This is a genomic window from Legionella rowbothamii, assembly GCF_900639985.1.
In the GTDB taxonomy this organism is placed as follows: domain Bacteria; phylum Pseudomonadota; class Gammaproteobacteria; order Legionellales; family Legionellaceae; genus Legionella; species Legionella rowbothamii.
In genome coordinates, this window is sequence record NZ_CAAAIM010000005.1 from 144,123 (window position 1) to 169,648 (window position 25,526).

Sequence of the window (25,526 nt, forward strand, 5' to 3'; positions counted from 1 at the left end):
ATTTAATTAAGCCCTATAATCTATTGTATGGAACAGGAGATATAGGGCCTAATATCGTCACTTAAATTTTCATAGGAAATGAAAATGCAAGAGAAACAAAATTATTTTTTTAGAACCAGGACGTCAAAAAATCCACCCAATCATCAGGAATATGGGATTCAAATTCCCTCTCTAACTGATATTCAACAAATGCGTGAAATGCCTGCTGGCGCACAAGAGGATCAATATCAGCGCTTAACGCATATGGTAAAAAAAATAGGACAAATCCAAGCGCAGAATTCTGCACTACCCATTATGACTACCGATGAAGTTGCGCTCCCTGAGCTTTGGAGCAATGTATTTAATGCAATTAGAGAAGGGGATGAGGTTACTGCACTAGAATACTTAGGCAAGATCCCGGTGCGAGATATGTTGTTGCAAGCCCTACTCACCACCCATTCTTTTGAATACTTGCAAAAGCTGGTGCATTACTGCATTGAGGCAAGGTCGAGTGGTACCCTGGATTTAGAGAATGACGTAGTGATAACTCCAGGAGCTTTCGAGGTTTTGATTAAGGATCTAGCTACCACACTCTCTCATGGTGCAAAATTACATTTTTCCTTTGGTCTACCCAGTCATCATGCATTTAAAAACCAGGGTAGTGGTTTTTGTATTTTGGATAAAACCGCAATTTTAATTAAATACATGGCGTTAGCGAACCCGGCTTTAAAATTTTTGGTGATTGGGACGGATGTTAACCGCGATAATGGCTTAGGTGATGATTTAATAACTACCGCAGCCCATCTATCCATTTGTCATGTGGATATTTTTGATTCGCGTGTCTATCCAAGACAAGACCATTCTTTTATCCAAAGAAAACTGGGATTCGCGGGCGAGGAAATAAAAGAAGGAATTAACAGTTGGTGGCATGGTAATGCGCAGTATTTGGCAGTGGATTTAAGTTTAATCACTCGCCAAAACGAAGAGTTTCATCCTGCTCTGGCCTTTGCCATACACCAAATGGAAGAGCATCTGGTTAAGGCAAAAAAAGACAAACAAGAAATAATGATTTTCTTACCAACCGGTTGGGACTCTCATGAGGATGAAACCGCCTATTGCGGTAAATACATTACGAACCGCATGATGAGTAAACTCGAGGCCCAAAAACAACGTTTCAGTGATGCGGATATGACCAGGTTCTACGAGAAAATATTTGCTTTGTATCAAGACAATAAAAAATCAATAGCTGGAATATATTGGGGGTTGGAGGGAGGGTATCACCGTCCAATGTATGAGAAGCAAATAACGTTACTCATGAATTTGATGCTGAACACACTAATAAATGAAGACACAAGTAGCCTTGATGCGAAGCATAATCAAGGTTTTCCAGGAAAATAACTGCGTCAGCCGAATTCATGTATTTTGACGGTGGGCTCTACCTATATTGCACGATCTATGGAGCCCGTGGTCAAGCCACGGGAATTCGAGGGTTCTGACTCCTAAATCAACATACGGAGTGGACTCCTGCAGCTGGACCGCGGGAGCCATCAGTATCGTAAAGTTAGGGAGGTTACATTTTTAATTGATGATAATAACTTAATGCCTGTTCCCTAGCTTCCTTATGATTAATAATTGGCTTTGGATAGTCGCCATTTGCATAAATTTTTTCAGAATCGCTGGATTCCCAAGGAGCATGAATGGATTTACTGTTTAATTGAGATAGTTCAGGAACCCAATGACGTATATAACTGCCATCCGGATCAAATTTTTGACTTTGTAATACGGGATTGAAAATACGAAAATAAGGCGCGGCATCAACACCACAACCCGCAACCCACTGCCAACTTGCACTATTATTTGCCAGGTCAGCATCGACCAAAGTATCTAAAAACCAATCAGCCCCCAAACGCCAATCAATCAGTAGGCCCTTCGTAAGGAATGATGCCACAATCATGCGTACGCGATTGTGCATATAACCAGTTGCCCATAATTCCCGCATCCCCGCATCAACTATAGGGTAGCCAGTCAATCCTTTTTGCCAGCAGGCTAATAGTTGCTTCTCGTTGTGCCAAGGAAATGCATTAAACTCCGCTTTGAAGTTTTCGTGGGCAAGGGTGGGGAAATGATAGAGTAGATAAACTGAAAACTCCCTCCAGCCTAACTCGCTGAGAAAATGTTCTGCTGAGCCTATATCACAATTCGGATCAAGCTTAGCTAATTCAATGGCACGTACAATGATTGATGGGCTGATTTCTCCAAAATGTAGGTGAGGTGATAAACGCGATGTGGCATTTTTTATAGGGAAATCACGATTTTTTTTGTAATTATTCAAATGATGCTCAATAAACTCCTGAAGTTTTTTTTGCGCACCTTTCTCTCCTGGAGTCCAATAGTCACTAAATCGAGAAGCCCAATTGAGCTTGGGTAACAAGCCCCATTCCTCCAGCTTATCGCTTTGCAGCTCAAGGCTGGCAGGTTCAGACGATAAATGTTTGGGAGGTTGAATAGTAAGTATTTGCTTGCAATGCTTCCAGTACGGAGTAAATACTTTAAAATAACCGCCGTTTTTATTTTTAATTGTCCATGGCTCGTGAAGTAAACTCCCATTGGAACTGTGTACTTTGATACCCTGCTCCAATAATGTAGCTTTAATCTGTTTGTCTCGCATAATTGCTTTGGGTTCATAGCAGCGATTCCAAAATACAGCGGTCACAGGAACCTTCTTGACCAAATCAAAAATAATCTCGAGAGGCTCGCCTTTACGAAGCAGGAGATTTAATCCCAGTTCTTTTAAAGAGCAACTAAGAGACCTAAGACTATGATGAAGCCACCAGGCTTGAGCTTCTCCTAAAACACTGGTTTTTTCATCATAAATATACAATGGAATTACAACGCGATGTTGAGCACAAGCTTCGATAAACGCGGGATTATCGCTCAATCTTAAATCTTGTCGAAACCAGACTAGGGCAATAGTCATATTAATCTCACGAGAGTGGATGGGATAAGAGTAGGTCATTCTGAGCGAAGTGAATGTACTTCTCAGAATGACCTAATTTTTTCAAGTTAGGGTAAGTAATAATAAGGATTAGGTAATTTAAATCCTTTTTCCGCATAGCCACCTTTTAAATCACTGTACTGATCCCCAATCGTCGCAATAATGGTATAGCCTTTTTGGGTAATCAATTCACGGGTATGTGATTTAAAGGGAATAATGGATTTCTGATCATAATCAGTAGGACGCAAATAAAGTCCAGCCCATTTATGATAACCTGCACGATGCAAATTTTTTGCAGTTGCGTTTGCTTCTGGCCCTCGTCTTCCTGTTACAAAGAATACCTTTACTCCATTGTTTATGGCATCCTTATATAAACGGAGTGTCGGTTTAATTACGGGGGAGTTAGCGGCCATGACATCTTGATGAAACTCTGCCTTTGTCCCAGTAAAATCACGTTTAATCATATATTTATAATTAGATAAACTGGTTTCGTCGATATCTAGAACAATGGCTAGATTTTTTGGGGCTTTTCTTTTTTTATTAATACGCGCTTGCTGATTAATATAATACTGTGCTTTTTCAATTACTTGCGCTAAGTCTTTCTCATAACGTCCCGAATCATGGTACTTTTTGAGTTCATTTTTTATACAGGTTAAGTTTGGTGGCTCTGCATAAATTGGTGCTGCAACAGTAAGCGCGGTACAAAAGGCTAAGGCCGCGAGTGATAACTTATGTAGGAGAGACTTCATTTAAATACCTATGTTTTATCGATGGCGGCATTATACTCAAGATACTTAATAATTTGGTAGTGCAATCCCTTGTAAAATGCAGCGTTTTTACCTTTCCTCAGTTATAATGCGCCTTTAGTTTGTTTAAATTGCCAAGGCCATGCATTTAAAGCAATTGAAATTAGCGGGTTTTAAATCCTTTGTTGACCCTACTGTTGTGTATTTTCCAAGCCAGCTGGTTGCCGTAGTTGGTCCTAATGGTTGTGGAAAATCCAATATTATTGATGCCGTACGTTGGGTTATGGGGGAGAGTTCTGCCCGTAATTTACGTGGCGAGTCCATGACGGACGTTATTTTCAATGGGTCTTCCAATCGTAAGCCGGTGGGGCAGGCCTCTGTAGAATTAATCTTTGATAATAGCCTTGGGCGCTTAACCGGACCATTCGCCAGTTACGGTGAAATTGCCGTAAAACGTGTAGTGACCCGGGATGGTGACTCTTCTTATTACCTAAATGGAAGTCGTTGTCGTCGTAAAGACATTACTGATATTTTTCTAGGCACTGGAGCCGGGGCGCGTGGTTATTCTATTATTGGCCAGGGCACTATTTCACAACTTATTGAAGCGAGACCTGAAGATTTACGTGTTTTTCTTGAAGAGGCGGCGGGAGTATCTAAATACAAAGAGCGCCGTAAAGAAACCTTACAGCGTATTGCCCATACCCGAGAAAATCTTACTCGTGTTGCTGATATTCGTGATGAATTAGACAAACAATTGCAACGCCTGGAACGGCAGGCAAAAGCGGCTGAACGCTATCTTATTCTTAAAGATGAAGAACAATTATGTCGTGCGGAAATTTTAGCTTTAAAATGGCGCGATTTTGTGGCACAGCAGCAGGTGAAGCAGCGTGAATTACAAGATTTAGCAGTTAGTCATGCAGAACAGCAAAGTCTTTTGACTAAGGCAAATACGGAGCGTGTGGTCTTTAATGAGAAACTTCATGATGCGGATGAGCAAACCCAACAAATACAGGCCACTTTTTATCAGTTAGGCACGGAAATTGCGCGTTTAGAAGAAACAATTCAACAACAGGCTCGTGAAAAAAAGCGTTTGGAACAAGATCAGCAGCAAATGCAAGATGATTGGCAGGTTGCTGAAGAACAATTAAAACAAGATCAAGAAGACTTACTCCAGTGCCAACAAAAAGCGGAAAGTCTTGATTTACAATTAGCTAAATTACGCGCTCAGTTTAAGGAGCAAGAAGGGTGGTCGCAGGAAACTCAAAAACAACAAGCACAATGGGATATGCGTTGGCAAGAAGTTCAGGCACAAGCGAATAACTTGAAAAGAGAGTTTCAAGTGGCGCAAGTCAGCGCTCAGCATTTGGAGCAAAAACAACAACAAACCTTAGTGCGTTTGGAAAAACTTCAATTAGAACAAGAATCGATATCCATTACTGACTTACAGCAAACCCGCAATGGCTTAGAAAAACAGCGGGAAAAATTAATAGAAAATCAGCAATTTGATGAGGCACAATTAAAGCAATGCCAAGAGTATTCAAGCCAATTAAGGGCCAAGGCGCAAGAGACAGAACAGCAATTGCATCAACTACAAGATGAGTTTCATCGTGCCAACAGTGAGCATGCTGCTTTGCAGGCTGCCCAGCGTGCTGCTAGACAAGGAATACAAACAAATAAAAAGGGTGTGAGTGCTTGGAGTGATAGACCGCGCTTAATGGATGTGCTACAGGTTGAACCCAAATGGCAAGTTGCTTGTGAACGCGTTTTGAATGATGCCTTGCATGCTTATGTCTTGGAAACCTTTGAAGAACTGTGGCCGCAACGAGAAATTTGTGAGCGCCAAGGGGAAAATATTGTTACGCTCCGTGCAGTAACAGAGCAAACAATAACTCGCCCACGTCTCATCGATAAGATACAAGGAACCGTACCGGCACATGTGCATCCTTTAGAACATATTTTTACTGCAGAGCATTTTGATGAAGCCTTAAGCTGGTTACCGGAATTGACCGAGTATCAATCGATCATTACGCCGGATGGTTTTTGGTTAGGTAAAGGTTGGGTTAAATTTGTCCCCGCCAATGAGCAGGATGAGTTGGGCTTACTTGCACGCCAACAGAGGATAGCTGATTTAACTGAGGTTGTTGTTTCGCTGGAGCTAAAAATTACAGCCCTAAGAGAACAACGCGATCAATATCATCAAGAAGTGCAAAAGAGCATTCAAGATATTGAGTTGCAGCAGCTAAATGTGAATTCTTGTAATGAGGCCTTAAGAACAAACACTGCGGCGCTAAGTACCAATGAGCAAGCTCTACTTCATGCGGAAAAGCTTGCTGCAACCTTGACGGATGAATGTGACGAATTGCAGATGGTGTTGGAAGAGACGGTTGCTGAGCTCATGACAATTAAAGAGCGCTTGCAGGAATTAGAAGGACAGTGTCAGGAATCCGAATTGCAGCAAGAACAATGCCTGCATGAAAAGCAAGAATGGCTCAATACTTTGGCCTCGCAAAATAGACAGGTGGAGGAGGCGCGTAGGGCCTTACACCACGCAGAGATAGAATACGATCGGGAAAAAAATAAAATACAGCAATTGGGCGATCGTATTTTTCGTGAGCAAGAACGTTTGGATATTCTACGAGAGCGTTTGGAAAGTTTGGCTTTGCTCTGTTTACAATCAGAAAATCCTGGCTCTGAGCTCAAAGAACAATTAGAACATCTGTTACTTCAACAAGCCGAAGTTGAAATACAATTAACCATGAGTCGCGAACAGCAGGCCCAATTGCGTATGGATCTTGAAGATCTTGAGAAAAATATTTTAAACTGTGATCTTGAAGTCAAGCGCGTGCAAGAGTTAATTGGACAAGCACGTATGGAAGAACAGGCTTTAGCTGTTCGGGCCAGTTCTGTGCAAGAATCTTTGGATGAATCTGGTTTACAGGCACCCGCCGTGTTAGAACATATTCCTCAAGGTATAAGCCAGGGAATGCGAGAAGATGAATTGCTTGCATTAACTGATAAAATTAAACGCTTGGGGGCGATTAACTTAGCCGCAATCGAAGAGTTCGCGAGCGAGCAACAACGTAAAGTTTATTTAGATGAGCAGCATAATGATTTATGCGAAGCCTTGGCAACACTTGAAACTGCCATTGAAAAGATGGATAAGGAAACTCGAGTACGTCTTGAAAATACTTTTGATGAAGTGAATACTTCATTTAAGGCTCTTTTCCCACGACTTTTTGGTGGGGGGCGCGCGCAACTCGAATTAACTTGTGATAATTTGTTAGAAGCTGGTATTGTAGTAATGGCACAGCCACCCGGAAAACGAAATAGTACGATTCATTTGTTATCCGGTGGAGAAAAAGCCATGACTGCGGTGGCTTTAGTATTTGCTATTTTTCAGTTAAATCCTTCACCATTTTGTATGTTGGATGAAGTGGATGCACCTTTAGATGATGTAAACGTAGGGCGTTTTTGCGCGATGGTAAAAGAGATGTCACAATACGTACAGTTCCTTTTTATTACACATAATAAAGTGACGATGGAGTTGGCAGATCATTTGATGGGGGTAACTATGCGTGAACCTGGTGTTTCTCGCTTGGTTGCTGTTGATGTAACACAAGCTTTGGCTATGGAGTAAATGATGCAGGCAAATTGGAGTTTAATTCTTAATGTCCTGTTGTTGATTGGGGTAATAGTTGCCATTGGGCGCTTAATGAAGGCTCGTAGACAGGGCATAAACACAGAACGACAGCCAAGTAGAGGACGAGCGGAGAAAAATCCTGCTTATGATGGCCCCAGTTATGGCGATGACATCATTGCTGTACGAAAGCTGAATGCTGAATCTGCGGCCGCAGAAGAGCTTAAAAAAAACAATGCTACCCAACCCCAACCTCGATTAATGCCTGAAGATGAAGAGCCTGTTTTAAGTTCGCATATGCAGGAAACACCTAGAGTTGATTTAGGGAATGCTGACGAAAGCGAGAAAGAAGCTGTTGAAGACGCTACAGGTCCAACGCTCATGATGTTTTTGCTTGCGAAGGAAAGCAGACAGTTTGCTGGTTATGAATTATTGCAAACTGTTTTAGCTGCTGGATTACGTTTCGGTGATAATGGTTTATTTCACCGCCACCAATTTACCAACGGTGATGGTCCTATTATATGCAGCTTAGCTGCAGCCACAGCCACCGGTATTTTTGACTTACAGAACATTGGAGCTTTTACAGTACGTGGTTTGTGCCTTTACATGCAGGCAACGAATAATCCTAAGATTGATGCTCAACGTTTTGCAACTATGTTGGATACAGCGAGACAATTAAGTGATGGTTTAGACGCGCATTTATTAGACGAACAGCGTCGTCCCTTGACTGAGGAGCGTATTGAACGTTATCAGCAAACACTGCACTTAAATCATGCTCATTTAGATGCTGTTTTAGCCTAAGTATATCGTAGGTCGGGCCCATGGCCCGACGTTTCTCATTACTGCATTCGCAATCTCATTGAGAATTCTTTTCGGGGTGGAACGTAACTAAAACTATCGCTTGATATAATACCCCTTGAACTCCAAGCTAAAGTGTTAGTACACTAGACTTTTGGTCTTTCCTTAATACTTATGAATTTAAATACAGTTGCTGCCTTACTTACTCAATCATGTCAGATTAATGCTGAAGTTACCGGTGTTTGTACTGATAGCCGCGAAATAAAACAGGGAAATGTGTTTGTTGCGATTCAAGGGGAGAATTTTGACGGACATGAGTTTATTAAAGAAGCTGAAGCAAAAGGTGCATTGGCTGCTATTGTTAAGCAGCCAATGGCCGGGGTGAGTATTCCTCAGTTTGTTGTGCAAGATCCACTCCTGGCTTTAGCTAAAATTGCTGCTGCCCATCGCCAAGATATTCATTGCCCAGTTATTGCTTTAACAGGCTCGAATGGTAAAACCACGACCAAGGAAATGATCGCTGCTATTTTACCAACACCTTCACATGCAACTAAAGGCAACTTAAATAATCATATCGGAGCTCCCTTAAGCGTATTACAGCTTACTAGCCAACATCGTTATGCTGTTTTTGAGTTGGGAGCGAACCACCCAGGTGAAATTGCACATACTGTGGCAATTGTACATCCTGATGTAACACTAATTAATAATATTGCACCGGCTCATGTGGAAGGTTTTGGCTCAATTGATGGAGTTGCTCATGCTAAAGGAGAGATTCATCAGGGTCTTGCAACAGCAGGTACGGCTGTAATCAATGATGATGATAGCTATGCTCATTTTTGGGATGATCTGTTAACGCATAAAAAAGTATTACGTTTTTCAATCGAACATCCTGCAGATATTTATGCGCAAGATATTCGTTTAGATACTCGAGGATGTGGGCAATTTTCTTTAATTTTGCCTAATGGACGAGTGGATATCCAATTGAATGTTCCCGGGATGCACAATATACGTAATGCTTTAGCTGCTGCTGCATGTTGCTATGCGATTGGCATTCCGATTAACGATATTCAACTGGGATTAACTAATTTTGGCGGTGTGAAAGGACGCTTGACCGTACTGACTGGTAAAAATCAATCGATTGTAATTGATGACACCTATAATGCTAATTTACGTTCTGTTCTGGCTGCTTTAGAGGTTTTAGCTGAGCGTCCAGGTAAGAAGGTTTTCGTTTTTGGTGATATGGGGGAATTAGGCCCTTGGGCTACCCAACATCATCAAGAGGTAGGGCTTGCTGCTCGTCGTTTAGGGATCGATTTACTACTGAGTTGCGGTGCATTTAGCCAATTGGCTGCCGAGTCATTTGGCTCTGGTGGTAAGCACTTTGAGAACCAGGAGCTTTTGGTTGAAAATTTAATCAAAGAGTTGTCTTCTGGTACAGTTGTTTTGGTGAAAGGATCACGATCCAGCGCTATGGAAAAAATTGTGAATAAACTGCTTAATTGATACGGCCTGAGTATGATATGCTTGGCCACTTTTTTTTCCATGCCTTGAATGTCGTTGATTGTCGTGAGTGTTCATCAGGGTGGTAATTTAAGGAAAACTGTAGGCCGGATTCGGTGCACTGCAATCCGGGAGCGCGCTTAAGTCAAAGCTGTGTTCTCCCGTGTTGTGCTTTGTTAATACGGCTACGTTTCCTTGGGTTGGCGCTATTAGGTGAATGCTTACGTTTTTTTTTGCGTATGATGCAATACGATAGATCTTAAAGTGCTATTTTAATAAGAGGAACAACAATATGCTCTACTGGCTAACGCAGTTATTTCAAGGACAATATCATGCGTTACGTGTGTTTCAATATTTGACATTTAGATCCATTTTGGCTGCATTAACCGCATTGATCGTCGGTTTGGTTTGTGGGCCTTACACGATTCGCTGGTTACGAAACATGCAAATTGGTCAGATGGTGCGTGATGATGGTCCTCAGTCGCATTTATCAAAAGCAGGTACCCCCACTATGGGTGGGATCTTGATTCTGCTTGCTATTACTGTAAGTTGTTTGCTTTGGGGCGATTTGCAACAGTCCAGCTTATGGTTGGTATTGCTCGTGACCTTAGGTAACGGGATTGTTGGTTGGGTCGATGATTATCGTAAATTGGTTTTAAAAAATAGCAAAGGCTTGCCAGGGCGTTGGAAGTATTTTTGGCAGTCGGTGATCGCGCTTATTGCTGTAGTTTATTTATATATGAATGCTACGTTACCAGTACATACCCAATTAACCTTACCATTTTTTAAATCAGTGACTATTGGCCTGGGAGTCTTTTTCCCTGTTTTGGCTTATTTTGTCATTGTAGGTAGTTCAAATGCAGTGAATTTGACGGATGGCTTAGATGGTTTAGCCATTATGCCCATTGTTATGGTAGCTGGTGCTCTGGGTATTTTTGCCTATGCCTCCAGTAATGCCGTACATGCTCATTACTTAGGAATTCCCTTCGTCCCTAATGAAGGTGAGTTAACTATTTTCTGTGCGTCTATCGTTGGCGCTGGTCTTGGTTTTCTTTGGTACAATAGCTATCCAGCCCAATTATTCATGGGGGATGTCGGTTCTTTAGCCCTAGGTGCGGCTTTGGGAATTGTAGCTATAGTGGTTCGCCAAGAACTAGTATTGCTCTTGATGGGGGGGTTGTTTGTGATCGAAACGCTTTCGGTTATTTTACAAGTGGGTTACTTTAAATATACTCATGGCAAGCGTTTATTTCGTATGGCACCCCTGCATCATCATTTTGAATTAAAAGGTTGGTCTGAGCCAAAGATAATCGTACGTTTTTGGATTATCACTGTTGTATTTGTGTTATGCGGATTGGCTACTTTAAAACTTCGATAGACAAGGTGCATTCATGAAACATCCTCTATATTTAGTCGCAGGTTTAGGTAAAACAGGGCTTTCAGTAGCACGTTATTTACGCAGGAATAACAAGCCGTTTGTTGCTTTTGATACACGGCCGCAAGCTCCTAATTTAGCTGAGTTTTCTGCTGAATTTCCTGAGGCCACTGTTTATACGCAACAGCTCCCTGAAGAAGTACTGAGGCAATTAACGGACATTATCGCGAGCCCCGGGTTAGCCTTAGATACGCCCTTTTTAAATAAAGCAAGGGCTGCAGGCATTCCTATCTATGGAGATATTGAATGTTTGGCACGTGAAATTCATGCTCCTGTGATTGCGATCACCGGAACTAATGGCAAGTCCACAGTAACTACTTTAGTAGGCGAAATGGCAAAGACGGCCGGATTTAATGTCGCTGTTGCAGGCAATATTGGTACTCCTGTATTGGATATGCTGGATGATGAACATCAGTATGACTTGTGGGTTTTAGAACTATCAAGCTTTCAGTTAGATTTAACTCATTCCTTAAAACCAGTTGCAGCAACCATCCTTAATGTATCGCCAGATCACCTAGATAGACATCATACGATGGAGGCGTATATCGCCGCCAAGCAACGTGTGTATCACCATGCAGAAGTGTCGCTTTATAATCGTGAAGACGTGCACACGATGCCTGTTTTATCAACACACTCCATTTCTTTTGGTCAAGATGTACCTAGAGCAGGAAATTGGGGCTTAATTAATCAAGACGGAAAAATTTATTTAGCGAAAGGAACTACTTGCATTTTGGCTGCAGAGTCTGTATTAATCAAAGGAGTACATAATTGGCTCAATGCTTTGGCCGCATGTGCTTTAGCTGATGCAGCAGGGATTGCGCAGTCGCATATTGTACAGGTACTAACTACGTTCTCTGGTTTATCTCATCGCTGTCAGTGGGTACGTACCCTCGAAGGTGTTGAATGGATAAACGATTCTAAAGGAACAAATATTGGTGCGACAATCTCTGCAATTAATGGAATAGGAGGCTCTATGCAAGGAAGGATTGTACTTATCGCGGGGGGGCAAGGAAAAGGGGCTGATTTTAAGGAATTGGCACAACCCATCGCAGATTTTGTTCGTTCTATTGTTTTGATTGGTGAGGATGCTGATAAAATTGAAGAGGCTTTGGCTGATGTGGTTCCAATTGCACGAGCTTCCTCATTAGACAATGCGGTGGCAGTAGCCAAAACACACGCAAAGCCCGGGGATGTAGTTTTGTTATCTCCAGCTTGCGCTAGTTTGGATATGTTTCGTGATTTTAATCATCGCGGGGAACTATTTACCTCTCTTGTATGTGGGCTTTAGGGCATGAAACCAAGACACGTTAATCAAAGAGGTAAACCTGTAAGTAAACCCATTTCTCTTTATGACAAGTGGCTGATTAGCGTTGTCATTGGTTTATTAATTATTGGCTTGATGATGGTTGCCTCAAGTTCAGTCATGATTTCTACTAAATATTTTCATCAACCCTTTCATTTCTTAATTCGGCAGGCTTGCTATTTATTTGCAGGTCTAATGATTGCCCTGGTTGTGGTGCGTACGGACAGTAGCTTTTGGGAACGTATTAGTGGGCCTATGCTCATGGTATGTTTATTCATGCTACTTATCGTATTAATTCCCGGAATTGGAAAAATGGTGAATGGCAGTCGACGTTGGTTGTCGGTTGGACCAATCGGGGTGCAAGTTTCTGAAATTGCCAAACTTACTATGATTTTTTACCTGGCGGGTTATCTGGTTCGCCAGCAAAAGGCAGTAAGCGAGAGTATTTTAGGCTTTATCAAGCCCATGGTGGTTTTGGGTGTGGTTTCCGTATTATTGTTACGCGAGCCGGATTTTGGTGCAACCGTAGTGATTTCTGGTACGGTTATGGCCATGTTATTTCTAGCTGGGGTTAAATTACGCTATTATATAGGGCTATTGCTCATAGTTATGGGGGCTCTAGCTTTCTTAGCCGTTTCTTCCCCTTACCGACTTGCTCGTTTAACTGCATTTTTAGATCCTTGGGCTGATCAGTATAATAGTGGCTATCAGTTGACGCAGTCATTGATTGCTTTTGGGCGTGGTGGCTGGTTTGGAGCAGGACTAGGGGAGAGTATTCAAAAGTTATTGTATCTTCCTGAAGCGCACACCGATTTTTTATTCGCAGTGTTAGCAGAAGAGTTAGGTTTGGTCGGCATTTTGATGGTTATTGCTTTGTATAGTATTTTGGTAATTCGTGGGTTGACGATTGCGTATAATGCGTTTATTCAGGAACGGTTTTTTGCATCATATACAGCTTATGGTTTGACCTTTTGGTTAGGGCTGCAAGCAACTATTAATATGGGGGTAAACTCAGGTTTACTGCCTACAAAAGGGTTAACTTTACCACTGATGAGTTATGGTGGTGCAAGTATGGTAATTAATTGTGTGGTCATCGCATTATTATTGCGTATTGATCATGAAAATCGTTGGCAGGCTTTAGGATTAAAACCGCTGTCAGCATAAGGGGGAATTGTGAGTTATTCAGGACCATTTATATCTCCAAGGATGGGGCGTGTTGAACAAATTCATTTTGTTGGAATTGGTGGTGTTGGTATGTGTGGTATTGCTGAAGTATTACATAATCAGGGATATCGCATCACAGGCTCTGATGCAGGTGAGAGCAGCACGGTACAACGGTTAAAATCTTTAGGTATTCCGGTCTATCTGGGCCATAAAGCAGAGCATATTCAAGGTGCGGATGTTGTGGTCCGCTCCTCAGCGGTAGGTTTGAATAACCCTGAAGTTGCCGCCGCGCGGGAGCAGATGATCCCAGTCATACCACGTGCTGCAATGCTTGCTGAGCTAATGCGTTTTCGCCATGGCATCGCGGTTGCTGGAACACACGGTAAAACAACCACAACTAGTTTGGTCAGCAGCTTATTGGCGGAAGGGGGGTTAGATCCCAGTTTTGTTATTGGTGGTAAATTAAATAGCGCCGGTGTGAATGCCAAGCTTGGCCAGTCCCCTTATTTCGTCGTTGAAGCGGATGAAAGCGATGCCTCGTTTTTATTCCTCAAGCCTATGATGGCAATTGTCACCAATATCGATGCTGATCACATGAGCACCTATGATGATAATTTTGATAAGTTGAGAACTACCTTCCTCGAGTTTTTGCATCATTTACCATTCTATGGGCTTGCCGTAGTCTGTGTTGATGATCCCGAGGTACGAGGTATAGTGCCCCAAATTGAGCGCCCTACGTTAACATACGGATTTAGTGATGATGCTCATTATCGCGCTGTTGATTGGACTCAGAATGAGCTGATTAGCGAATTTACCGTAATTCGTCCGGCACCCCATTCAGTGCTCAATATTTGTTTCCAATATCCCGGACGCCATAATGTATTAAATGCCCTAGCTGCGATTGCGATTGCTACCGAATTAGGTGTTGACGATGCCGCTATTATGAGCGCCCTTGCCAAGTTCCAAGGAGTTGGTCGTCGCTTTCAAATGTTAGGCGAAAAACATTTTGAGCGTGGTTCAGCATTGGTCGTTGATGACTATGGTCATCATCCCCAAGAAATTTTATCAACCATCGACGCATTTCGTCGTGTGTGGCCGAATAAGCGTTTAGTGCATGTGTTCCAACCTCATCGTTATTCAAGAACGCAATCTTTGCATGATGAATTTGTAGATGTACTGAAACTGTCGGACAAATTATTTTTATTTGATATTTATTCTGCTGGTGAAGCAGCTATTCCCGGAATTAGCAGTGAAAGCTTAGCGCAAAAGATCGAAAGTTATGACAAAGATGTTACTTTAGTGAATGAGTGCTCACTTAAAGCCATGTTGGACGAATTTATCCAAGATGGTGATGTTATTTTAATGCAGGGAGCTGGGAATATTGGTCAAATTGCAGTGAACCTGATGAAAGAAGAACTGTGAGAGTCGGTCGATGATGAGTATCACTGAAAAAGATTATGAGCTAGCTGCGGAATGTCAAGGCACTTTGCTTTATAATGAATCTTTGGCAGAATACAGCCCCTGGCGCGTAGGCGGGCCTGCCTACAAGCTATATAAACCGGCAAATGGGGCTGATATTGGAGTATTAATTCATTTGGTGCAAACTAAAGTTCGTGAGCAAACAACAATTGAGTTGATGCGCGAAGTTCATATTATTGGAGACGCTTAATGTCCAAGCCAATCAACCTGGCATTGCTTTACGGTGGAAAATCCGGAGAGCATGAAGTTTCATTAGTTTCGGCTGCATCTGTTTTAACTCATTTGGATGCAGAAAAATATCATATTATTCCTATTGCCATGGATAAAGAGGGATTTTTTCATGTGCACCAATATGAAGATCTATTAGCCTATAAAGATAAGCTTCCAGTGGTTACAGAGCGTTCTAAGCCTTTAGCAAGCTTACTGATTGATGGACGTTTTGCTGTTGATGCAGAAGTTGTGTTTCCTGTAGTTCACGGACCACTTTATGAAGATGGTTGTTTACAAGGTATTTTGGAACTAGCTGGTATAGCGTATGTTGGATGTGATGTCTTACCTTCCGCTATTGGTATGGACAAAGACATGACGCGCCGTGTGGCTTGCATTGAGGGTTTACAATCAGCACGCTACAAACTTTTATCATGGCATGCACCTGCTGCAGAACGACAACGATTCTGTCACGAGGTTTCCGCTGAATTTGGTTGGCCATTGTTTGTGAAGCCATGCTCTATGGGGTCAAGTGTGGGCATTCATAAAGCTCAAAATATGAGTGAATTGTTGGCTGCAGTCGATGATGCGTTACGCTATGATGAGGAAATTTTAGTAGAGTCATTTATCGAAGGCCGTGAGATAGAGCTGTCTGTACTCGAAAGTTTAGATCCTTCAGCTGCTCCAAGAGTAAGTATGGCTGGTGAAATTTGTGTTCATCATCCCGATGGTTTTTATTCTTATTCGGCAAAATATCTTGAGAGTAGTCAAACTGATTTAATTATTCCTGCTCCTTTAAGCCCGGCTTTAGCTGAGCGATTAAAGCAAGCTTCTGCAGATGTCTTTACCCGTTTAAAATGCAAAGGGATGGCGCGAGTAGATTTCTTTGTGAATGATAAGACAGAAACTATTTATTTTAATGAAATTAATACTCTGCCTGGTTTTACCTCCATAAGCATGTATCCAAAGTTATGGCAGGCTAGTGGTTTAGCTTATCCCGATTTGCTTGATGAACTAATTCGTATTGCTCAGGTTCATCAAAATTGTCGTAAACATTTAGTAACTAATTATCTGTGAGTGCAATGAGTACGAATAGGACCAATGAGTCTGGGAGTTTACGCTATATTTGCCTGCTTTGGGGGTTAATCCTCTGCGCGGTGATATTAGCGGGGCGCCTGGGTTATTGGTACCTATCTGATGCAGAGTATTTTCCGATAACCACGATTAAAGTGGCTGCAAGTTATGAACATGTGACTCATAAAGAGTTAGAAGATGTTTTAGCAAAATATGTCGGTGATAGTTTCTTTGCCTTACCTGCAAGGGCATTGCAAAGCGAACTGAATGAAATGACCTGGGTAGATACGGCGACCGTAGAGCGCGTTTGGCCAGATACGTTAAAAATCAGGCTAATCGAAAAGAAACCAGTAGCGATTTGGGGGAATTCGTTAATGACCGGAGATGGTCGGTTATTTAATGAAGGCTCAGATATTGGTGATTTAAGTCTACCAAAGTTAAAAGGACCATCATCTCAGCAACTAGACGTCTTACAAGTTTACGAAAAATTGAGTAAGATATTATCAATGTACGGATTGAATGCTACTGGACTGCATTTAAGAGATAACCAATCCTGGGTATTATTAATAGGAAATAACATAAAAATATACTTAGGAAAGAACGAGTTAGAAGCACGATTGCTGCGATTTTGTAAGGCCTATCCAGCTGTATTTGCTCAAAAAATCGAGCAGCTCGCAAGTGTAGACTTACGCTATCCGCGTGGTATGGCAGTGCAGTGGAAACAACAAACGGAACGATAATGGCTAAGAAAATAGAAAAAAATATTATCACTGGCTTGGATATAGGCACCTCAAAAATCAATGCCTTGATAGGTGAAGTATCCTCCGATGGAACAATCGAAGTAATTGGGATTGGCCGTCATCCTTCTCGTGGTTTAAAACGCGGTGTAGTCGTTGACATAGAGGCTACAGTTAATTCGATTCAGCGCGCAGTACAAGAAGCTGAGTTGATGGCTAACTGTGAAGTCAGAACAGTTTATGCGGGGATTGCTGGCAGTCACATACGCAGTTTAAATTCACATGGTATTGTAGCTATTCGTGAAAAAGAAGTATCGCAAGCCGATGTGGAGCGAGTGATTGAAGCGGCAAAGGCAGTTGCTATTCCTGCAGATCAAAAAATTCTGCATATCCTACCTCAAGAATTCATTATCGATTACCAAGGCAGCATTCGTGAGCCCGTAGGCATGGCGGGCGTTCGACTTGAATCACGAGTCCATTTGGTGACTGGTTCTGTGAGTGCGGCACAAAACATTGTGAAATGTGTTCGTCGCTGTGGTTTGGATGTGAGTGATATTATTCTCGAGCAGTTGGCTTCAAGTCATGCGGTACTTACTGATGATGAGAAAGACTTAGGCGTTTGCTTGATTGATATCGGCGCGGGAACTACAGATATTGCGGTATTTTCTGAAGGTGCGATTCAGCATACGGCAGTAATTCCGATTGCTGGTGATCAAGTAACTAATGACATTGCAATGGCTTTACGTACACCTACTAAAGCAGCGGAAGCAATCAAATTAACTCATGCTTGTGCCTTACCTGAATTAGCAAATCCAACGCAAATGTTGGAAGTTGCCAGTGTTAATGAGCGACCAGGAAGAAAAATTTCAGCAAAAGCTTTAGCTGATGTTGTTTCAGCACGCTATGAAGAAATATTCACTTTAGTACGTAATGAGTTGCGCCGCAGTGGTTTTGAAGATCGCATGGCTGCCGGAATTGTTATTACCGGTGGTGCGGCGAATGTTCATGGTGCGATTGAGCTGGCTGAGCTTTGTTTCGAAATGCCAGTTCGAAAAGGTTATGCACATCATGTATCAGGCTTGGCTGAAGTTACTGAAAATCCTGCCTTTGCTACGGGTGTAGGTTTGCTGTTGCACGGATACCAGCAACAATATGATGCACGCTACAATGTTCCAGCAATGAGTGAAAATTCTAAGGGCTTGTGGTTGCGTATGAAAGAATGGTTTCAAGGAAATTTTTAAGATACATGTAACTGGAAACGCTTTACCGATTGAGGGAGCGGAAGAGGAAATTTTTACTGGTTACTATTACAGAATAAACGTATGGGGAGCACGGTTATGTTTGAATTAATGGAAGGCCAACTGCAAGGTAGTAATGCAGTCATTAAGGTAGTTGGTGTCGGCGGCGGTGGTGGTAATGCTGTAGAGCACATGGTTGCTGAAAATATTGATGGCGTTGAGTTTATCTGTGCTAATACAGATGCTCAGGCGTTAAGAGCATCTAATGCAAAAGTTCACATCCAGTTAGGTGATGAATTAACTAAAGGCTTAGGTGCTGGTGCGAATCCACAAATTGGCCGCGAAGCAGCTGAAGAAGATCGCGAATTAATTCGTGAAATACTCGCAGGCGCGGATATGGTATTTATTACTGCTGGAATGGGTGGTGGTACTGGAACTGGTGCAGCTCCTGTATTTGCAGAAATTGCCAAAGAATTAGGAATTTTAACGGTTGCGATTGTAACTAAACCCTTTTCATTCGAAGGCAAGCAACGTGCTTTGGCTGCAGAAGAAGGAATTCGTCGTCTTGCAGAACATGTTGATTCATTAATTACCATACCTAACAATAAGTTACTGAGCGTTTTGGGTAAAAATATTAGTTTATTAAATGCATTTAAAGCTGCCAATAATGTATTACTCGGTGCTGTAAAAGGGATTTCAGATCTTATTACGCGCCCAGGTTTAATTAACGTAGACTTCGCGGACGTACGTACAGTAATGTCTGAAATGGGTATGGCGATGATGGGAACCGGTAGCGCAGTAGGTGAACAACGTGCTCGTCAAGCTGCTGAGGCTGCGATTGCTTCTCCATTATTAGAAGACGTGAATTTCTCAGGTGCTCGTGGAATCCTGGTGAATATTACTGCAGGCCTTGATATGTCAATCGGTGAGTTTGAAGAGGTTGGCGATGTTGTTAAAGAATTTATTTCCGATGATGCAACAGTAGTGGTTGGAACAGTAATTGATCCAGACATGACAGATGAAATGCGAGTTACTGTAATTGTTACTGGTTTGGGTGATGCAAGACAACGTCATCAACAAGCTCAGCCACAACAAGCGTATCGTGCACGATTGGTTGAGTCAATGAGAAGTGATGGTTCATTTGACTATCAAGAGTTAGATCGCCCAGCAGTAGTGCGTAAGCAGGGCGGTTCAACTGCAGCTGCTTCCGCGATGAAAGCAAATGGTGATCATGTACCTGATGTTGATTATCTAGATATCCCTGCTTTTTTACGTCGTCAAGAAGAAGCGTAGTTAGGCATTACCGTAGTAGAGAAATACTTACCCGGGGTTTGTGACTCAAATTGCCCGGGTTTTGTTTTATTTTATTACATTATAAAAAAATAGACGAACTTATAATTTATTGGTAAAATCTCGAAGTTTTTTGCGCGTAAAATAATAATATTATGAGGAATAGGAACAAGGTGAGCACTGAATGATAAAACAAAGAACTCCTAAAAAGGTAATCCAGGCTACTGGCGTGGGATTGCATTCGGGTGAGAAAGTGCTTTTAACCCTGAGACCTGCTCCTGTTAATACTGGCATTGTTTTTCGACGCGTTGATCTTTCGCCTGTGGTTGAAATCCCTGCATCCTATGAACATGTAGGTGATACAATGTTATGTACTACACTGCATCATGGGCAGGTTAAGATTGCTACTGTAGAGCACTTGCTTTCTGCTTTAGCTGGTTTGGGTATTGATAATGCATACATTGATGTTAATGCTCCTGAGCTTCCAATCATGGATGGCAGTGCAGCACCTTTTGTATTTTTGATCCAATCGGCGGGTATTCGCGAGCAAAACGCGCCAAAGAAATACATTCGCATTACTAAGCCCATTCGTGTAGAAGATAATGGCAAGTATGTGCAATTTTACCCATATAATGGGTATAAAATTTCTTTTACTATTGATTTTGATCATCCGGCATTCAATGACAAGCCACAAAAAGTAAGCTTTGATTTCTCTACAACTTCTTATGTTAGAGAAGTATGCCGTGCGCGTACTTTCGGCTTTCTTTCCGATTATGAGAAGCTACGTGAGTGCGATTTAGCTAAAGGTGGAAGTCTGGATAATGCGATTGTAGTAGATGATTACCGAGTCCTGAATGACGATGGACTCCGTTTTGAATCCGAATTTGTAACTCATAAGGTTTTGGATGCCATTGGTGATCTTTATTTATTAGGTTCCAGTTTAATTGGTGCCTTTGAAGGGCATAAATCAGGGCATGAACTGAATAACAGATTATTACGTGAGTTAATGGTCAGACAAGATGCGTGGGAGTATACCACTTTTGATGCCGACGATTATCTACCTGTAATTCATAATGAATTTTGCCCTGTAGAAGCTTAAGCCCTCCTCTATTAATTAGTGTAGCCTGGTTGCTTGCAATCAGGACTCCCTGCTAATTTGTTTGTTCCTCCCAATCTTGTTTGAAATCTGCTTCTTAGGAAAAGCTGGCCGCAAAACAATCGACATACTGGTTAAAATTCAATCACTTCCTAAAATCCTACGCTTGTATATTTATGAGGCAAAGTATAAAATATGGCTTATTTATGCTTATTTTGACCATGAATCCTTGGAGGGATCTAATGCCAACTATCGCAATGAGTGCTTATGTAGCAGCGCAAGCACAAAAAGCCGAATTACCTGAAAATATAACGCTTGTCTTAACTACATGGGACGATTACCGTGATTTTTTAAGCATAAAAATTGGAAAAAAGGTAATAGCGCTGGATTTTAGTAACATAAAACTATCTGAGGATGATGTAGGTGATTTAGTAAGGGCCCTTAACGAGCAATCCTCTATATTCAAACTAACTCTAAGCAATTGCCAGCTTACCGATCTCCATGAGGAACGACTCGGTCAATTAAAATACATTACGGATCTTGATTTAAATAATAATCTGTTACAACAGCCAGGTCTAAAAGCACAAAAATTAAAATCGTTGTGTTTAAATAATAATCCTCATCTCGATGCTGCGGTAGTGCTGCTAAATTTGAGTAGAAGTGTTAGTAATTTAGAAAAACTTGATCTGGTTAATTGTAATGTCACGGATTCCGATCTGATTTCGCTGGTGTCTCTGTCATTTAGAATGTTAACATTCCTTGATTTGTCTAATAACTTTCTTAGTGATGAAGGGCAAGAGTTTCTATTACAAAGAAAAAATCATAATCCTTTGTTACAAGAAATCAATTTGCTAGGAAATATGGGTATTGTTACCTTACAAATATTTCCATTTGCATCTGGAGAGAATCATCATTTCAACACAGAAAGTTTCCTGCCTCGATTAGAACAGCAAATAAAATACACTCGAGAGAAATTAGAGAAATTAAGTCCTCAGCCTGAACCAGAAGCATCCTCTTCTCAAGCCTCATCACCGAAAATGGTTCCTATAAATTTATTTAAAAACGTGACGAAAAATGCCCCAGAACAATTAAAAGTATTAGAAAAGTTAATGGACATGCAGAGTATTGTGGTAAAAAAATTGATACTAAGTCGTGGATCACTATCTCTTGATAAAATCGACCGCCTGCAAAAGCAAATAGAAACATACCACCAACAATTTATGGATGCTAAAAAAGCCAAGGCTGTACAACGTCAAAATAGCCCACGCTCAGCCTCACCGGATGTTAGCAAAGGCAGAACACGTTCACCCAGTTCTCCGCGAAGTGGTTCTATACGTAATTTGGCAAAATTTTTTGATCAACAGCAAGCTTCTGTAGGTGTATTAGAAAGCGAGATAGTAACGAAGCTTATTACTGCCAACCAAATAGACTTTGTTACAAAACTGATTGCTGCTCAAGAAGGCTTAATTAATTATTTGAAGTCACCGGATAATGACGACCCGATTGAGCAAGAACGTACATTCAGATCAAGTTAACCAATTTAATGTTATGAATTTTGCTTGATACTAAAGTATAGAGATAGTAAGTTAATTATTTTCAATGAAATAATTAACTTACAGTTATTATAGTTGGATGCAGTTGTAGCCGAATTTGTACTAGATTCGGGTTAGCCTCGTGAGCAAGTCGCTTATTTTTCAACGTGCCGCAGTACGTCAAATAGGTAAAAATAAGCTTTTTTCTCAGCGCTTCGTCTCCACTGGACTATAATTTTAAGTTGACGCAAAAGGAGCCGTAGAATGACATTCAAAATTAAAGTATTAACACTGGCCGTGTTATGTACCTCATCTGCTTTTTCCGCAAATATCGATACCGCAAAAACACAAACAGGTGATGCGCTACATATGGATTGGTTAGATACTAGTGTCTCACCGGCTGAAGATTTTTATTCCTATGCAAATAAGAACTGGCAAAAAAGTAATCCTATTCCTCCTGAATATCCGAGTTGGGGCAGTTTTAATGTAGTACATGATAAAGTACAGGATGTAGTGCATCAAATGCTGATTAAAGCCGCGGAGAATACTAAGGCAAAACCAGGTAGTATTGAGCAAAAGGTAGGGGATTTTTATTTCAGCGGCATGGATGAGGCGAATATTGACAAGTTAGGTATAACGCCTTTACAACCCGAATTTGATCGCATTCAAAATATCAAAAATTTAGCGGATCTACAAAATGAAATCGCTCATTTGCATCAAATCGGAGTCGATGCATTTTTTGGTTTTGGCAGTATGCAGGATTATAAAAACAGTAGCGAAATGATTGCTGCGGTTGTGCAAAGTGGCCTAGGACTCCCTGATCGGGATTATTACTTAAAAGATACACCCAAATTTAAACAGATTCGCGATGCTTACGTGGCGCATATTGCTAAAATGTTTGAGTTATTAGGTGATAACCCTGAGAAAGCTGCTGCTGAGGCGCACCGTGTCATGGAGTTAGAAACACAACTTGCTCAAGCCTCTATGTCTCAAGTTGAGCAACGTGATCCACATGCGGTTTATCATATTATGGATATGGCGCAATTAGAGAAAATGACACCTAATTTTTCTTGGCCTGCTTATTTCGCAGCCATGGGGCAAGATAATCTTAAAAGCATCAATATGGCCATGCCAAACTTTTTTGCATCACTCAATGAGCAACTCAAAAGAGTATCTCTTCAGGATTGGCAAACCTATTTACGTTGGCACTTAATTGATAATTATGCGCCTTATTTATCTAAGCCCTTTGTTGATGAAAACTTTAAGATGGCAACGGCCTTAACTGGAACCGAAAAAATACTGCCTCGCTGGAAACGCGTAGTAGGTACTGAAAATGCCGCCTTAGGATTTGCTATTGGTAAGATGTATGTGGAACGTTATTTCTCTCCAGAGGCGAAAAAACAAGCCTTAGATATTCTGAAAAATATTCGCTATGTTTTGCGCGAGGATATTAAGAATCTTGCTTGGATGACACCGGCTACTCGCCAAGCAGCATTAAAAAAATTAGATTTAATGGAAGAGCGGATAGGTTATCCTTTAAAATGGTGGGATTATTCATCATTGAAGGTGGATCGTGGCCCTTATGTACTGAATGTGCTTCGTGCCAATCAATTTTTAGTAAAACGTGATCTTAATAAAATTGGCAAGCCCATTGATCGCAGTGAATGGGGAATGACACCGCAAACAATTAATGCCTATTACGATCCATCAATGAATAACTTAAATATTCCTGCAGGAATTTTGCAACCGCCATTTTTTGATTCTAATGCACCGGCAGCAGTGAATTATGGGGCCATTGGCTTTGTTATGGGGCATGAAATGACCCATGGCTTTGATGATCAGGGAGCTCAATTTGATGGCCAGGGGAATCTAAAAAATTGGTGGACTCCTAATGATTTAGCTAAGTTCAAAGCGGCCACCCAATGTATTATTGATCAATATTCACAATATGTAGTGAATGGCGATTTGCATGTACAAGGAAAATTAGTTGTGGGTGAGGCGGCTGCTGATTTAGGTGGGATCACTTTAGCATACAGAGCATTTCATCATTCTGATGCCTACAAAAAGGCAAAAACAATAGAGGGCATGACTCCTGATCAACAATTCTTTTTGGGAACCGCTCATGTGTGGGCAATGAATATGCGACCTCAACAACTGCAAAATCAGGTGACAACTGATCCTCATCCTCCAGCAAAATACCGGGTTAATGGAAGTTTAGCGAATATCCCACAATTCCAAGAAGCGTTTAATATTCCTAATAATAGTCCTATGGTGAATGCAACCCGCTGTGTTATTTGGTAATTATATAATCTGGTTGTAAGCAACTAATGGTACTTACGTTTTTCTTGTGAAATACTAGGAATTACCGCGGTTTGGCCGCGGTAATTCGCTCTACACGCCACATAGTACTGATTTTTAAGTTAGTGCTATATATTTGCCCCAGCTTACCGATTAAAAGGACTGAAATGAAAAAAATCATGTTAATCACAATTCGTTACGTTCATTGCCAGGGCATCTATACTAACAATAACAACTAATTTACTAAGGATTGGTAGTTATGAACTTTAACCAGTTATTAATGGCTATTATAATGTTAGTGTTATTTTTCTTGGTGAACGAATATGTTCCTTTAGCTCCTATTATCAATTTGTTGTTTAATTGCGCGATGATTGCAATTATTGTTCTTTACGTGATGCAATTTATAGGAGTGATTAAATCGATTTTGCCTGCACCTAATTTATTTAAATAAGCCTTACCCTCGATATTTGTTTCATGTATGATGGATCTGGAAGACAGAAACGCTAGTATATTTAAAAAATATCTTTTTGGGCAAAATCGAATAACTTGTTCTATATAATAGGATAAGTGTGTTTTTTCGGAACAAAAAACAGAAGGAGGTATTATGATAAGGAAGCCAATACAAATATTTAGTGGAATCATGTTTACTTTGTTTTCTTTGCAAGTTTTTGCTGAAGAAAGTATCCGTATAACCGTAAAGACTAAAGAATATACTGCTGCAGGTATTGGTTATTCTGTGGATGGGCAGCGTTCAGGCGCGATTGGTAAATCATACACAGGCAAAGGTTCCAAAAATCGAACCTATGTTTTTGGGTATAGAAAAAACTCTATTGTTGGTGCGAATATTACTTGTGGTTCCCGAGTCTTAACTAAAGATACGACTGTTACCTTGGTTACTAAAGGTGAGCAGTGTCTCAGTGTGATCGAAGAATAATACAAGTTTTCCCCGTATTCGAGCGAAGAAATACGGGGAAATAAAAAACACCCATTTCCTACCTTATAAAAATTAGAGATAATT

General features: G+C 41.2%; 20 protein-coding genes. 18 read left to right on the forward strand and 2 right to left on the reverse strand.

What is annotated here, in order from left to right; translation table 11 throughout:
• Positions 1 to 84 precede the first annotated feature (84 nt).
• Positions 85 to 1,377 carry an arginase family protein gene (locus E1P08_RS10175; protein WP_165485147.1) on the forward strand — a complete coding sequence of 431 codons (1,293 nt, stop codon included), beginning with the start codon at positions 85 to 87 and terminating at the stop codon, positions 1,375 to 1,377.
• Positions 1,378 to 1,549: 172 nt separating this feature from the next.
• Here the strand turns inward: E1P08_RS10175 and E1P08_RS10180 are convergent, their stop codons facing one another.
• A complete protein-coding gene (locus E1P08_RS10180; protein ID WP_133136913.1) occupies positions 1,550 to 2,956 on the reverse strand; it encodes a cryptochrome/photolyase family protein in 1,407 nt (468 codons plus the stop codon).
• A gap of 86 nt (positions 2,957 to 3,042) precedes the next feature.
• The gene (locus E1P08_RS10185; RefSeq protein ID WP_133136914.1) at positions 3,043 to 3,723 is read right to left on the reverse strand and encodes an HAD family acid phosphatase; all 681 of its coding nucleotides are present in this window, start codon (positions 3,721 to 3,723) and stop codon (positions 3,043 to 3,045) included.
• Between the two features lie 139 nt (positions 3,724 to 3,862).
• On the opposite strand from E1P08_RS10185, the gene smc reads away from it, so the two are divergent.
• The 17 genes from smc to E1P08_RS10270 all read left to right on the forward strand — a co-directional run bounded on the left by smc (position 3,863) and on the right by E1P08_RS10270 (position 25,442).
• Positions 3,863 to 7,357, forward strand: a complete 3,495-nt coding sequence (gene smc / locus E1P08_RS10190) for a chromosome segregation protein SMC (RefSeq protein WP_133136915.1) — start codon at positions 3,863 to 3,865, stop codon at positions 7,355 to 7,357.
• Positions 7,358 to 7,360: 3 nt separating this feature from the next.
• Positions 7,361 to 8,158, forward strand: coding sequence for a cell division protein ZipA C-terminal FtsZ-binding domain-containing protein (locus E1P08_RS10195; RefSeq protein WP_133137028.1), 798 nt, complete (start codon positions 7,361 to 7,363; stop codon positions 8,156 to 8,158).
• A gap of 171 nt (positions 8,159 to 8,329) precedes the next feature.
• Positions 8,330 to 9,658 (forward strand): UDP-N-acetylmuramoyl-tripeptide--D-alanyl-D-alanine ligase, encoded by a 1,329-nt coding sequence (locus tag E1P08_RS10200; RefSeq protein WP_133136916.1) that lies wholly within the window; start codon positions 8,330 to 8,332, stop codon positions 9,656 to 9,658.
• Positions 9,659 to 9,947: 289 nt separating this feature from the next.
• Positions 9,948 to 11,033 carry a phospho-N-acetylmuramoyl-pentapeptide-transferase gene (mraY, locus tag E1P08_RS10205; RefSeq protein WP_133136917.1) on the forward strand — a complete coding sequence of 362 codons (1,086 nt, stop codon included), beginning with the start codon at positions 9,948 to 9,950 and terminating at the stop codon, positions 11,031 to 11,033.
• Positions 11,034 to 11,046: 13 nt separating this feature from the next.
• On the forward strand, positions 11,047 to 12,378 hold the full coding sequence (murD, locus tag E1P08_RS10210; RefSeq protein WP_133136918.1) for a UDP-N-acetylmuramoyl-L-alanine--D-glutamate ligase: 1,332 nt from the start codon (positions 11,047 to 11,049) through the stop codon (positions 12,376 to 12,378).
• Between the two features lie 3 nt (positions 12,379 to 12,381).
• Positions 12,382 to 13,557 carry a putative lipid II flippase FtsW gene (gene ftsW, locus E1P08_RS10215; RefSeq protein WP_133136919.1) on the forward strand — a complete coding sequence of 392 codons (1,176 nt, stop codon included), beginning with the start codon at positions 12,382 to 12,384 and terminating at the stop codon, positions 13,555 to 13,557.
• A 42-nt stretch (positions 13,558 to 13,599) separates the two neighbouring features.
• Positions 13,600 to 14,979, forward strand: a complete 1,380-nt coding sequence (gene murC / locus E1P08_RS10220; RefSeq protein WP_423202221.1) for a UDP-N-acetylmuramate--L-alanine ligase — start codon at positions 13,600 to 13,602, stop codon at positions 14,977 to 14,979.
• A gap of 10 nt (positions 14,980 to 14,989) precedes the next feature.
• The gene (locus tag E1P08_RS17340; protein ID WP_207387357.1) at positions 14,990 to 15,226 is read left to right on the forward strand and encodes a hypothetical protein; all 237 of its coding nucleotides are present in this window, start codon (positions 14,990 to 14,992) and stop codon (positions 15,224 to 15,226) included.
• The gene (locus E1P08_RS10230) at positions 15,226 to 16,320 is read left to right on the forward strand and encodes a D-alanine--D-alanine ligase family protein (protein WP_133136921.1); all 1,095 of its coding nucleotides are present in this window, start codon (positions 15,226 to 15,228) and stop codon (positions 16,318 to 16,320) included. The genes E1P08_RS17340 and E1P08_RS10230 overlap by 1 nt, the downstream gene beginning before the upstream one ends.
• A 5-nt stretch (positions 16,321 to 16,325) precedes the next feature.
• Positions 16,326 to 17,057 carry a cell division protein FtsQ/DivIB gene (locus E1P08_RS10235; protein ID WP_133136922.1) on the forward strand — a complete coding sequence of 244 codons (732 nt, stop codon included), beginning with the start codon at positions 16,326 to 16,328 and terminating at the stop codon, positions 17,055 to 17,057.
• Positions 17,057 to 18,295 carry a cell division protein FtsA gene (ftsA, locus tag E1P08_RS10240; protein WP_133136923.1) on the forward strand — a complete coding sequence of 413 codons (1,239 nt, stop codon included), beginning with the start codon at positions 17,057 to 17,059 and terminating at the stop codon, positions 18,293 to 18,295. Before E1P08_RS10235 ends, ftsA begins: the two co-directional genes overlap by 1 nt.
• Before the next feature lie 96 nt (positions 18,296 to 18,391).
• On the forward strand, positions 18,392 to 19,585 hold the full coding sequence (gene ftsZ / locus E1P08_RS10245) for a cell division protein FtsZ (RefSeq protein ID WP_133136924.1): 1,194 nt from the start codon (positions 18,392 to 18,394) through the stop codon (positions 19,583 to 19,585).
• Between the two features lie 181 nt (positions 19,586 to 19,766).
• A complete protein-coding gene (gene lpxC, locus E1P08_RS10250; protein WP_133136925.1) occupies positions 19,767 to 20,681 on the forward strand; it encodes a UDP-3-O-acyl-N-acetylglucosamine deacetylase in 915 nt (304 codons plus the stop codon).
• Between the two features lie 239 nt (positions 20,682 to 20,920).
• Positions 20,921 to 22,213: a leucine-rich repeat domain-containing protein gene (locus E1P08_RS10255; RefSeq protein WP_133136926.1), complete on the forward strand. Its 1,293-nt coding sequence runs from the start codon at positions 20,921 to 20,923 to the stop codon at positions 22,211 to 22,213.
• 261 nt (positions 22,214 to 22,474) lie between these two features.
• Entirely contained in the window at positions 22,475 to 24,511 is a 2,037-nt protein-coding gene (locus tag E1P08_RS10260) for a M13 family metallopeptidase (protein ID WP_133136927.1), read from the forward strand.
• A 256-nt stretch (positions 24,512 to 24,767) separates the two neighbouring features.
• On the forward strand, positions 24,768 to 24,959 hold the full coding sequence (locus tag E1P08_RS10265; RefSeq protein WP_133136928.1) for a hypothetical protein: 192 nt from the start codon (positions 24,768 to 24,770) through the stop codon (positions 24,957 to 24,959).
• Positions 24,960 to 25,112: 153 nt separating this feature from the next.
• On the forward strand, positions 25,113 to 25,442 hold the full coding sequence (locus E1P08_RS10270; protein WP_133136929.1) for a hypothetical protein: 330 nt from the start codon (positions 25,113 to 25,115) through the stop codon (positions 25,440 to 25,442).
• Positions 25,443 to 25,526: the final 84 nt, after the last annotated feature.

Coding starts and splice junctions, on each gene's coding strand:
- mraY (WP_133136917.1), top strand. CDS start 9,948: ATGCTCTACTGGCTAACGCAGTTATTTCAAGGACAATATCATGCGTTA.
- E1P08_RS10235 (WP_133136922.1), top strand. CDS start 16,326: ATGAGTACGAATAGGACCAATGAGTCTGGGAGTTTACGCTATATTTGC.
- E1P08_RS10230 (WP_133136921.1), top strand. CDS start 15,226: ATGTCCAAGCCAATCAACCTGGCATTGCTTTACGGTGGAAAATCCGGA.
- E1P08_RS10175 (WP_165485147.1), top strand. CDS start 85: ATGCAAGAGAAACAAAATTATTTTTTTAGAACCAGGACGTCAAAAAAT.
- ftsA (WP_133136923.1), top strand. CDS start 17,057: ATGGCTAAGAAAATAGAAAAAAATATTATCACTGGCTTGGATATAGGC.
- E1P08_RS10260 (WP_133136927.1), top strand. CDS start 22,475: ATGACATTCAAAATTAAAGTATTAACACTGGCCGTGTTATGTACCTCA.
- lpxC (WP_133136925.1), top strand. CDS start 19,767: ATGATAAAACAAAGAACTCCTAAAAAGGTAATCCAGGCTACTGGCGTG.
- murD (WP_133136918.1), top strand. CDS start 11,047: ATGAAACATCCTCTATATTTAGTCGCAGGTTTAGGTAAAACAGGGCTT.
- E1P08_RS10200 (WP_133136916.1), top strand. CDS start 8,330: ATGAATTTAAATACAGTTGCTGCCTTACTTACTCAATCATGTCAGATT.
- ftsW (WP_133136919.1), top strand. CDS start 12,382: ATGAAACCAAGACACGTTAATCAAAGAGGTAAACCTGTAAGTAAACCC.
- E1P08_RS10185 (WP_133136914.1), bottom strand. CDS start 3,723: ATGAAGTCTCTCCTACATAAGTTATCACTCGCGGCCTTAGCCTTTTGT.
- E1P08_RS10265 (WP_133136928.1), top strand. CDS start 24,768: ATGAACTTTAACCAGTTATTAATGGCTATTATAATGTTAGTGTTATTT.
- smc (WP_133136915.1), top strand. CDS start 3,863: ATGCATTTAAAGCAATTGAAATTAGCGGGTTTTAAATCCTTTGTTGAC.
- E1P08_RS10180 (WP_133136913.1), bottom strand. CDS start 2,956: ATGACTATTGCCCTAGTCTGGTTTCGACAAGATTTAAGATTGAGCGAT.
- E1P08_RS10270 (WP_133136929.1), top strand. CDS start 25,113: ATGATAAGGAAGCCAATACAAATATTTAGTGGAATCATGTTTACTTTG.
- E1P08_RS10255 (WP_133136926.1), top strand. CDS start 20,921: ATGCCAACTATCGCAATGAGTGCTTATGTAGCAGCGCAAGCACAAAAA.
- E1P08_RS10195 (WP_133137028.1), top strand. CDS start 7,361: ATGCAGGCAAATTGGAGTTTAATTCTTAATGTCCTGTTGTTGATTGGG.
- murC (WP_423202221.1), top strand. CDS start 13,600: ATGGGGCGTGTTGAACAAATTCATTTTGTTGGAATTGGTGGTGTTGGT.
- E1P08_RS17340 (WP_207387357.1), top strand. CDS start 14,990: ATGATGAGTATCACTGAAAAAGATTATGAGCTAGCTGCGGAATGTCAA.
- ftsZ (WP_133136924.1), top strand. CDS start 18,392: ATGTTTGAATTAATGGAAGGCCAACTGCAAGGTAGTAATGCAGTCATT.